The 10,001-nt window shown below is 32.6% G+C and carries 10 protein-coding genes; 6 read left to right on the top strand and 4 right to left on the bottom strand.

Features of this window, described 5'->3' with window-relative positions:
• Nucleotides 1-150: 150 nt before the first annotated feature.
• Nucleotides 151-2,097 (bottom strand): YgiQ family radical SAM protein, encoded by a 1,947-nt coding sequence (locus EM932_RS11660; RefSeq protein ID WP_135877364.1) that lies wholly within the window; start codon nucleotides 2,095-2,097, stop codon nucleotides 151-153.
• 190 nt (nucleotides 2,098-2,287) lie between these two features.
• On the opposite strand from EM932_RS11660, the gene EM932_RS11655 reads away from it, so the two are divergent.
• From EM932_RS11655 to tsf, 6 genes are all read left to right on the top strand, one after another.
• A complete protein-coding gene (locus EM932_RS11655) occupies nucleotides 2,288-3,214 on the top strand; it encodes a transporter (protein WP_135877363.1) in 927 nt (308 codons plus the stop codon).
• 5 nt (nucleotides 3,215-3,219) lie between these two features.
• Complete coding sequence (locus EM932_RS11650; RefSeq protein ID WP_135877362.1) at nucleotides 3,220-4,290, top strand: DUF3179 domain-containing protein; 1,071 nt, start codon at nucleotides 3,220-3,222, stop codon at nucleotides 4,288-4,290.
• A gap of 146 nt (nucleotides 4,291-4,436) precedes the next feature.
• On the top strand, nucleotides 4,437-4,892 hold the full coding sequence (gene rplM, locus EM932_RS11645) for a 50S ribosomal protein L13 (protein WP_135877361.1): 456 nt from the start codon (nucleotides 4,437-4,439) through the stop codon (nucleotides 4,890-4,892).
• Complete coding sequence (gene rpsI / locus EM932_RS11640) at nucleotides 4,892-5,278, top strand: 30S ribosomal protein S9 (RefSeq protein ID WP_135877360.1); 387 nt, start codon at nucleotides 4,892-4,894, stop codon at nucleotides 5,276-5,278. The genes rplM and rpsI overlap by 1 nt, the downstream gene beginning before the upstream one ends.
• A gap of 248 nt (nucleotides 5,279-5,526) precedes the next feature.
• Nucleotides 5,527-6,348 (top strand): 30S ribosomal protein S2, encoded by an 822-nt coding sequence (rpsB, locus tag EM932_RS11635; protein WP_135877359.1) that lies wholly within the window; start codon nucleotides 5,527-5,529, stop codon nucleotides 6,346-6,348.
• 87 nt (nucleotides 6,349-6,435) lie between these two features.
• On the top strand, nucleotides 6,436-7,410 hold the full coding sequence (gene tsf, locus EM932_RS11630) for a translation elongation factor Ts (protein WP_135877358.1): 975 nt from the start codon (nucleotides 6,436-6,438) through the stop codon (nucleotides 7,408-7,410).
• Between the two features lie 80 nt (nucleotides 7,411-7,490).
• Here tsf and EM932_RS11625 read toward each other — a convergent pair whose 3' ends face one another.
• The 3 genes from EM932_RS11625 to EM932_RS11615 are packed head-to-tail and all read right to left on the bottom strand — an operon-like array spanning nucleotide 7,491 to nucleotide 9,999.
• The gene (locus tag EM932_RS11625) at nucleotides 7,491-8,843 is read right to left on the bottom strand and encodes a pepsin/retropepsin-like aspartic protease family protein (protein ID WP_135877357.1); all 1,353 of its coding nucleotides are present in this window, start codon (nucleotides 8,841-8,843) and stop codon (nucleotides 7,491-7,493) included.
• Nucleotides 8,830-9,210: a GntR family transcriptional regulator gene (locus EM932_RS11620; protein ID WP_135877356.1), complete on the bottom strand. Its 381-nt coding sequence runs from the start codon at nucleotides 9,208-9,210 to the stop codon at nucleotides 8,830-8,832. Before EM932_RS11620 ends, EM932_RS11625 begins: the two co-directional genes overlap by 14 nt.
• Entirely contained in the window at nucleotides 9,211-9,999 is a 789-nt protein-coding gene (locus EM932_RS11615; RefSeq protein ID WP_135877355.1) for a hypothetical protein, read from the bottom strand. It lies immediately after the preceding gene.
• Nucleotides 10,000-10,001 lie beyond the last annotated feature (2 nt).

Here is a 10,001-nt window from a genome sequence, read left to right as displayed (position 1 = left end):
TTACAGGGCTATTTAGATGAAATCGCTTTCAAGTTCAACAATAAGGGAAAGGATTTGTTCAACCTGCTTATCTGTAAAATAATTCAAGGAAGAAATGAAATTGCCACTTTATAGGAAATCGCCCCTCAAGGGGACTACAGGGGTGTTATACTACCTCTGCTTCTTCTTACTCTTAAACTTCGCCTTATTCTTTCGCTGATTAAAAGGAACAGCATCATTAAAAGTATGCTTAGGTTTACCTGGCTTATTTTTTCGCCATTTGTCGTTTTCTGGCAGTAGTACTTTTAATAAGTCTTGGCGCCCCAATTTATTTAAGGTCTTTTTAATCCAGTCTTTATTTTCTCTTTTATACCAGAAGAAAAATCGATGTTGTTCGTCTTTTTCTTTTCTTGTTTTTGGCGTATTTACTTTTTTAAGCGTGTAAGGATGATATCCACTATAGTATACTACCGTAGCTACCGTCATAGGTGTTGGCGTAAAGCCTTGTACTTGCTCAAGTTGAAACCCCATATCCTTAGTCTCAGCAGCAAGATTTGCCATATCTTCAGCTTCACAGGCTGGATGATTCGATATAAAATAAGGAATTAATTGGAGCTTTAAATTCTTTTTAATATTAATCCTATCAAAACGCTCTTTAAACTTATGAAAATAAGTGAACGACGGTTTCCTCATTAATTTTAGAACAGGGTCACTAGTATGTTCTGGCGCTACCTTAAGTCTACCTGACACATGTTTTGTCATCACCTCTTCAGTATAATCATCTAATTCTTTTGCATCCGCATTTTTATTAAACTCTGGCACAAGCATATCATGACGAATACCACTACCTATAAAAGATTTTTTTACTTTTGGATGCTTATCAACTGCTTGATATAATTTGGTTAATGGTTTATGAGAGGTGTCTAAATTACTGCAAATAACTGGCGAAATACAGGAAGGCGCTACACACTTATCGCAAATAGACTGTATTTTACCTTTCATTTTATACATATTCGCACTTGGTCCTCCAATATCTGATAAGTAGCCTTTAAAGTCAGGCATATTTGCCACAGTATCGACTTCGCGCAATACAGACTCCTGGCTACGAGACGCAATAAATTTTCCTTGGTGCGCAGAGATAGTACAAAAACTACACCCACCAAAACAACCACGATGTATGTTTATAGAAAACTTAATCATTTCAAACGCAGGGATAGGTCCTCGTTTGTTATATTTAGGATGTGGCAGACGCGTATATGGTAAATCGAAAGAAGCATCGATCTCCTTTTCCGTCATGGTAGAGTACGGTGGATTAATCATCAATGTCTTCTCTCCAACTTTCTGAAAAATACGACGCGCAAATAGCTTATTAGATTCCTGTTCAATAATCTTAAAGTTAGATGCAAAAGCTTTTTTATCCTTTAAACAGGTTTCGTGTGATACAATTTCAACATCTTCCCAATTACTATTCTTAGGTATTTTAGCATCTTTATTTAAAAGTACTGCGGTTTGTTTTATTGTGGTAATACTACTAAAAGGCACCCCTTTTTGTAATAAACGTACAACTTCTCGTAAAGGCTGTTCCCCCATTCCATAAACTAGCATATCCGCTTTTGAGCTTTCTAAAATAGTAGGCACTAATTTATCACTCCAATAGTCATAATGTGTTACACGACGCAACGACGCTTCAATACCTCCAATTAAAACTGGAACATCTGGCCATTTTTCTTTTAATATTTTAGAATATACTGTTGTGGCATAATCTGGCCGAAAACCAATATCCCCGTTGGGTGTATATGCATCTTTGTCTCGGCGTTTTTTATTAGCATTATAGTTGCTAATCATAGGATCCATACAACCACCTGTAACTCCAAAAAACAATTTTGGAGCACCCAATTTCACAAAATCTTGGAGATTATCATTAACATTAGGTTGAGGCACCACGGCAACACGCAAACCATAACTTTCTAAAATACGACCAATGACCGCAGGACCAAACGATGGGTGATCTACATAAGCATCACCACTAAATAAAATAACGTCTAGCTTATCCCAACCACGTATTTTAACCTCTTTGTTTGTGGTAGGCAACCAATCTGAAAGTTTTAACTCTTGCATAACGCCGCAAAAATAGGTAAAAATTGACTCTTAAATAGGATCGTCAAAAGAATCCTGAATATAAACAACTATTAATGTTAAAGTTAGTAAGGCAACACTTCTTTTAACGACACCTTATGTATCCGTTAAGAGATTTGCTATGAAATTCAGAGGACTTTTTTTTATTATGTGTATTTTAACATACACGAAAATGAATGCTCAGACATGTTGTTCCGGAGGTATTCCTTTATCAAATAATATTGGTTTACCAATATCTGAAAAAGGCACGCTTCAACTAGGCCTCAATTACGATTATAATAACCTGAACACTTTAAACTCAGGAACTGAAACCTTAAATGATAATACAAGATTACGTATAACACATTCTATTTTATTCAATACCAGTTATGCTATTACCAATAGGTTTTCTGTAGAAGGGTTATTTACTTGGGTAAATCAACGCCGTATAATTACAAGTGCATTTGATGGTAATAAAAATTTAGAAGCTTCGTCTGGCGTTGGTGACGCCATCATTTTATTAAAGTATAATTTCCCCGATTTAATATCAAAAAACAGTGATTTAATTTTTGGATTAGGTTCAAAAATCCCTATAGGTTCATCTTCAGAAGTTGATAGCCGCGGTATATTATTAATTAATGATTTACAACCAGGTAGCAACGCCTGGGATATTATCTACTGGCTATCTGCTTCAAAACGTTTTGATTTCAGACCATCTTTAAGTGTATCGACAAGGTTTGTTTACAGAAGTACTGGAATAGATAATGATTATCTGGGAAATTCAACATACAAATACGGTAATGAATTTCAAGGGTTTTTAAGTTTTTCAGATCAATTTACTTTTCTTAAAACCCTTGCAAGCCCTAGTATATCTTTTAAGTATAGAAACACTGTGAAAGATGAAACTGGCGGGGGCAAACTGGATAATACTGGAGGCAATTGGATATTTATAATCCCTAACTTTTCCATAAACATAACACCAACCATAAGCTTTTCAACAAAAGCAGAACTCCCTATTTATAGTAATGTTGATGGTACTCAATTAACACCAACCTATAGAATTACCACTGGGGTTTTAATAAAAATAAACCCGAAAAAAAATGTTTTACAATTAAACTAAATGCTATGAAAAAAAATGTTTTTTACCTATTCGTATGTTGCTCATTACTTATTTCTTGTAGTAGCAGTGACATAAACAACGATACAACACCTACTGGTGGAACTAATAACAATTCTGGTCAATGGTTGATACCTATTTCGGATGTTAAAGATGGAGGTCCTGGTAAAGATGGAATTCCTTCAATTGATAACCCTGATTTTACTACTGCCAATAACGCTAATTTTCTAAACGATAATGATCTTGTTGTTGGCGTTGTGAAAGGTAATCAAGCAAAAGCCTATCCTCACATTATTTTAGATTGGCATGAAGTTGTAAATGATAAGATAGACAACGCGTTTATCACTTTAAATTATTGTCCACTAACCGGAACAGCTTTCGCTTGGGAAAGTATGAGTAATGGAACAAAGACCACCTTTGGAGTATCTGGTTTGCTATACAATGCTAATTTAATATTATATGACAGAAATTCAGGTAGCAACTGGTCACAATTAAGACTTGAATGCGTAAATGGTCCACTAATTAGCAACACGCCTGAATTAATTGATGTGGTAGAAACAAATTGGAAAACATGGAAAACGCTTTATCCAAATACAGAAGTTTTAACACCACAAACAGGTTTTTCAAGAACTTATGGCACCTCACCTTATGGAGATTACGCTACTAACAATAATCGATTTATATTTACTCCAGAAATTACAAATCCAGCTTTACCTAATAAGAGACGTGTTTACGCAATCATTGATCAGGACAAATCTAAAGTTTATCAATTTTCAGACTTCAATAATGGAAATATAATTAGAGATACCTTCAAAGCTGTAGACTATTTAATTGTTGGTAACGAAGATGTAATCTATGGATATAAACTAACCGGTGATTATAAAGATCTAGTGTTTGAATACGATTTTAATGGTTCTGAAACCTTTTTTAAAGATAATGAAGGAAACAAATGGTCTATTTTCGGCAAAGCTATTGAGGGCCCTAGAGAAGGGGAAACTCTTTTAAGCGTAAAATCTGTTGTAAGTTATTGGTTTGCTATAGCAGCATTTTATCCAGATCCAGAAATTTATACGCCTTAATCAAGGATCAATTAAAATCAGGTATTTAACTATAAATTTTAACGTGTGAAATTATCTGTCTTCACTATTTGGTAATCAAATATATAATCGTAAATTTGCAAACTCTTTTTGAGAGAGGAATGTTTAATAAATAAAAATTAATTAGTGTGGATACATTAAGCTACAAAACGATTTCGGCCAACAAGGCTACTGTAAACAAGCAGTGGGTTTTAGTTGATGCTGAAGGTCAAGCACTTGGTCGTCTCGCTTCTAAAGTTGCTAAACTTTTAAGAGGTAAGCACAAGCCAAACTTCACACCACATGTTGATTGCGGCGATAACGTTATTGTTATCAATGCAGAAAAAATCAGCTTATCTGGAAACAAATGGAACGATAAAACGTACATTCGTCACACAGGTTACCCAGGTGGTCAAAGAAGTTTAACTGCTACAGAATTGTTTGGAAAAGACCCAGCAAGAGTGGTAGAAAAATCAGTAAAAGGAATGTTACCTAAAAATAAATTAGGTGCAAGTTTATTCCGTAATTTAAATGTTGTTGTTGGTCCAACTCATACTCATGAAGCTCAAAAACCAAAAACAATTAACTTAAACGAATTCAAATAATGGAAGTAATTCACAAAATTGGTCGTAGAAAGACGGCTGTTGCTCGTGTGTATGTTGCCCCAGGAAAAGGAAACATCACGATTAATAAAAAAGACATAACGTCTTACTTTACTACTGCAACATTACAGTACAAAGTAAAACAACCTTTAGTTATGACTAACAATGATAGCAACTTTGATATTACAGTAAATGTATTTGGAGGCGGTATTACAGGTCAGGCAGAAGCTGTTCGTTTAGCAATATCTCGTGCTATGTGCGAAGTTGATGCTGAAAACAGATTAACTTTAAAACCAGAAGGTTTATTAACCAGAGACCCAAGAATGGTAGAGCGTAAAAAATTCGGACAGAAGAAAGCACGTAAAAAATTCCAATTCTCTAAACGTTAATGCAGAACTCGTTTCAGTATCTGTTTATCAGTTAGCGGAAACATTTTCAAAACAACCAAAAGAAGCTGAAAAAATTTCAGCTTAAAGAAAAATTAAAAAGATCCTGAAACAAGTTCAGGATTTAAAAACCAGTTATTGTTGTCCTAGTCTAAAAGACAGGATTTAGTTTAGCATCTAAATGATTAAGGCGATTAAAAAAAATGACCACTTAATCATTGCTAATTCAACAGAACGTAAACTATTACAAAATGGCAGTAGAAGTAAAAGAATTACTTGAAGCAGGTGTACACTTCGGTCACCTTACACGTAAGTGGGATCCAAACATGGCTCCTTACGTATATATGGAGCGCAACGGCATCCATATTATCAACCTTTATAAAACAGCGGCAAAAATTGATGAAGCAGGTGCTGCATTAAGCAAAATTGCTAATTCAGGTCGTAAAATTTTATTCGTTGCAACAAAAAAACAAGCAAAAGATATTGTAGCAGAAAAAGCTGGTTCTATTAATATGCCTTACATCACAGAAAGATGGCCAGGTGGTATGTTAACAAACTTTGTTACTATTAGAAAAGCTGTTAAAAAAATGGCTTCTATTGATAGAATGAAGAAAGATGGTACGTTCATGACGCTTTCTAAAAAAGAGCGTTTACAAGTAGATCGTTTAAGAGCTAAGTTAGAAAAAAACTTAGGTTCTATTAGCGATATGACTCGTTTACCAGGAGCTTTATTTGTTGTAGATATTAAACGTGAGCATATCGCAATTAAAGAAGCACAAAAATTAAACATTCCTATTTTTGCAATGGTAGATACCAACTCAGACCCGCGTCAAGTTGATTATGTAATCCCTGCAAATGATGATGCTTCTAAATCAATTGATAAGATTTTAACTCACGTTACAGCTTCTATCGCTAATGGTTTAGCTGAACGTAAAGCAGAAAAAGATGCTACGGCATCTGCTACTGAAGCTCCTAAAGCTAAAGCAGAAGCACCAAAAGTTAAAACTGAAGCTACTCCAGCCAAGACTGAAGCTGCTCCAGTTAAAGCAGTTGCAGCCGAAGAAGAAGAATAAATAAAATAATTACACAATACAAATAAGTCGTTTAATTCTTTTCTTAACCGAAATTATTTGAACGGCTTTTTTAAATTAAAAAAGATTATGGAATCTACAGTAAAAATTACAGCAGCAGAAGTAAACAAACTAAGACAAGCAACTGGTGCAGGTATGATGGATTGCAAAAAAGCTTTAGTTGAAGCTCAAGGCGATTTTGACAAAGCCATTGAAGTATTACGTAAAAAAGGTCAAAAAGTAGCAGAAAAAAGAGCTGACAGAGATTCTTCTGAGGGTGCAGCTGTTGCTAAAATTAATGCAGATCAAACTCAAGGAGTTGCTGTTGTATTAGGTTGTGAAACTGACTTTGTTGGTAAGAACGAAAACTTTTTAGCATTAGCAAACGAATTAGCTGAAATCGCTTTAAACTACAATTCAAAAGAAGATTTTTTAGCTGCTGATTTTGGAGGGATGACTGTTGCTGACAAATTAACAGAACAAACCGGTGTTATTGGTGAAAAATTAGACATCACTTCTTTTGAAAAATTAGAAGCACCTTTTGTTGGGTCTTATGTACATATCAATAAGATTGCTGCATTAGTAGGATTATCTGCTAAAGTAGATAATGCAGAAACACTAGTTAAAGACGTAGCCATGCAAGTAGCTTCTATGGGAGCAATTACGTTATCTTATAAAGATTTCGATCTTGCGTTTGTTGCTTCAGAAACCGAAGCTAGAATTGCTGTTATCGAAAAAGATAATATTGAATTAGGTCGTTTAGGTAAAACACTTAAAAATGTACCTCAATTTATTTCTATGGCACAGTTAACTCCAGAGGTTTTAGCTAACGCTGAAGAAGCTGCAAAAGCTGAATTAAAAGCCGAAGGTAAGCCAGAACAAATCTGGGACAGAATTTTACCAGGGAAAATGGATCGTTTTATTTCTGATAATACGACTCTTGATCAAGAACAATGTTTATTAGATCAAAACTTCATTAAAGATGAAAAAATAAATGTTGCTAAATATGTAGCATCTTACGGTGATGTTGAAATTACAGGTTTCAAACGTGCTTCTGTAGGGTAATATATTCCTAAATAGACAGGAATCTTATAAAACAAACCACTATTCTTTATTGAGTAGTGGTTTTTTATTCATTTAATGAATCATAACTTATTTATAAAATCATTATCATTTAAAGGAGTGTTTTCATATACGTTTAACTTTATTGATTTATCTATTTTAATAGAATCCTTAGATTTATTTTGTAAAACATAACCTTTACCTAATATGCTATCAATAACAATTTTAATCTCTTTGGTTAAGTGATTCCTCTCAATAGACGCAAATATTTTAGCTTTGTCCTTAAAATTGAAAATCAGAGTGTCTTGTGTTGATTTCGATTTTGTTTTTAATGCTATAGGATTCTCATAATACATCTCATAATAGCCAAATTTAGATACAGTTGTGACTCGTGTCTTAAATAATGCCTCTTTGCTTAGTGTTGAGATTTTATCTATATTCCTTTTTTGATTTGGGTTAATAAGATACATTTTCTTATTAATAAAGTCTAAAACCACCCTTTCGTATTCCCAAAACAAGGGGTTGCCTAACAAATTGGATTTTGATTTATCTACGACGAAAGTATTTTTATATATAGTATCTGCAATACCTAAATTGGCAAATATCCTCCTTGCTTCTTTTGTTTTTTTGTTAAGGTTTTCAAGTGAATCTCGTTTTATAACCTTACCCTTACAATCTTTATAAGACAAAAACCCTATTGATTTTTCAGCATTTATAATAGGATATGTATACATTTTAGCTAGTTTGATACTATCCGTTATACTAAGAATAGAATTACTACCAGAATCAAGCTTGATATTTTTACTCATACCGTTGAGCTTTATTTCAACATTCCATCCCATGCCATTTTTTATTAATGGGATAACTTTTGATTTAGCAATAGTATCTAAAAAGGAGGCATCTGTAATTCGCATTTGATGGTTTACCATATCTAAATCCCAAACAAAACTATTTATAATGTTGTTACCTAATATCCCTACAATAGAATCTTGATTATGAAAGATTCCACAATCTCCCCAGGTTTCTTTTTTCAAGGCACCGTAGCTTAATTGGTGGAATTTTAAATCTCCCAACAAAAGACGGTCCAATTTATGGATTGGCACATCATCGTTTAAAGCTTGAGAATCTTTAGTATTAATAAAATGAATAGAATCATTACCATTGTACTTTTCATTTACCATAGTATAATCAGCTCCAGTATCAAAGACTAAATATTTTTCTTCGTTCTTTATATTGGATTTTAGATAAATATGGCCTGTTTTACTAACATAGAAAGGAATTGTTGTAGACTTGTTTTTATTGGACCAATCTGTTTCGTAGTCCATTAATACATTATAAATCTTATAGAATTGTTTATTTTCTAATGCATACATGATTAAAAAAGTGGTGCAAAAAAACAGAACACAGGAAATAACTATATATTTAGATGTTTTCATTTGAATCATTATTTTTAATTTCTGTAATTATTTGTTCAAAATCTTTACTATTGAGTTTTAACAGCTTTATTTTTTTTATAATCTCGGGCATATCCTCTTCAAAGAAGGTTTTTTTCTCATGTGCTTGAATATATTGAGGTGCAGACTCTGAAATAAAATAACCAACGCCTCTTTTATTTATAAAAATATTTTGGCTTTCTAAATAACTATAAGTTCGCATAACCGTATTTCTGTTTACCTCTAATTCCACAGCTAAATCTCTAACAGATAGCACTCTATTTCCAGGAAGCAATTTGCCTTCTAGAATTTGATTACAGAGGTTATCTGCAATTTGTAGAAATATGCCTTTATTGGATTTAAATTTCATTTATACTTCTTTTTCTTTTAACTTATAAAATGAAAATAGTAACATGAGTATACTAGAACCTATTAAAAAAATACTGGTAAAAAGCCTAGTACTATTTACGCCAAGAAACTCAATAGTATAAGGATGGTTTTCGCTTATAAAAAATAACCTTTCTGATTCTTCATGATAAAATACATTTGAAAGAAACACAAAGTATAGCAAAACACAAATTGAAATAATTGAAATTGAAATAACGGTTTTAAAAATAGTATTTTTACTAAATACAGTTGAATTGGCAAATAAAAAGACTATAAGCCAAACTATGAAAGCAAACAGCCCTGAATAAAATTTCACATTAAAAAGACTATGAAAAGATGTAAATATGCCAAAATTTTCTATTTGAGGTTTAACCTCCTCAAACAATGTATAAATGGCTCTAGTTAATTTAAAATCTAGCCAAAATAAAAGCACAAAAACTCCTGAAAACAAGATTATCCTAATTATAAACTGCACTAAAAATTTCTCTAAATTAGAAGCTGGTAACATTAAAAAAGTCATTTTTTTACTTTTACCTCTTAATAAAGGAAAACTTGTGCATATTGAAACAAAACCACACACAAAGTAGCTTAAAAAATAGTACGTATTGTAACCCTTAATATCTAATTCTGTTCTTTTGATTAAAATAATAGTATTTATAAAAAAGAGAACAATAAATAATACGATAACAAATGCGGAATAAGTTTTAAAATTCAATTTTAAATCATATTTTAAGGTTAAGTATAAACGTTTAAAATTTATATGATTTTTCATTA

Origin of the sequence: Flavivirga rizhaonensis (assembly GCF_004791695.1) — a bacterium.
Classification (GTDB): Bacteria; Bacteroidota; Bacteroidia; order Flavobacteriales; family Flavobacteriaceae; genus Flavivirga; species Flavivirga rizhaonensis.
This window is presented reverse-complemented; position numbering and strand designations above follow the sequence as displayed.

Bases quoted from the DNA above. Each gene is read 5' to 3' on its own strand.
- EM932_RS11625 (WP_135877357.1), bottom strand. From the start codon at position 8,843: ATGAAAACATCTAAATATATAGTTATTTCCTGTGTTCTGTTTTTTTGC.
- EM932_RS11660 (WP_135877364.1), bottom strand. From the start codon at position 2,097: ATGCAAGAGTTAAAACTTTCAGATTGGTTGCCTACCACAAACAAAGAG.
- rpsB (WP_135877359.1), top strand. From the start codon at position 5,527: ATGGCAGTAGAAGTAAAAGAATTACTTGAAGCAGGTGTACACTTCGGT.
- EM932_RS11615 (WP_135877355.1), bottom strand. From the start codon at position 9,999: ATGAAAAATCATATAAATTTTAAACGTTTATACTTAACCTTAAAATAT.
- EM932_RS11655 (WP_135877363.1), top strand. From the start codon at position 2,288: ATGAATGCTCAGACATGTTGTTCCGGAGGTATTCCTTTATCAAATAAT.
- EM932_RS11650 (WP_135877362.1), top strand. From the start codon at position 3,220: ATGAAAAAAAATGTTTTTTACCTATTCGTATGTTGCTCATTACTTATT.
- tsf (WP_135877358.1), top strand. From the start codon at position 6,436: ATGGAATCTACAGTAAAAATTACAGCAGCAGAAGTAAACAAACTAAGA.
- EM932_RS11620 (WP_135877356.1), bottom strand. From the start codon at position 9,210: ATGAAATTTAAATCCAATAAAGGCATATTTCTACAAATTGCAGATAAC.
- rpsI (WP_135877360.1), top strand. From the start codon at position 4,892: ATGGAAGTAATTCACAAAATTGGTCGTAGAAAGACGGCTGTTGCTCGT.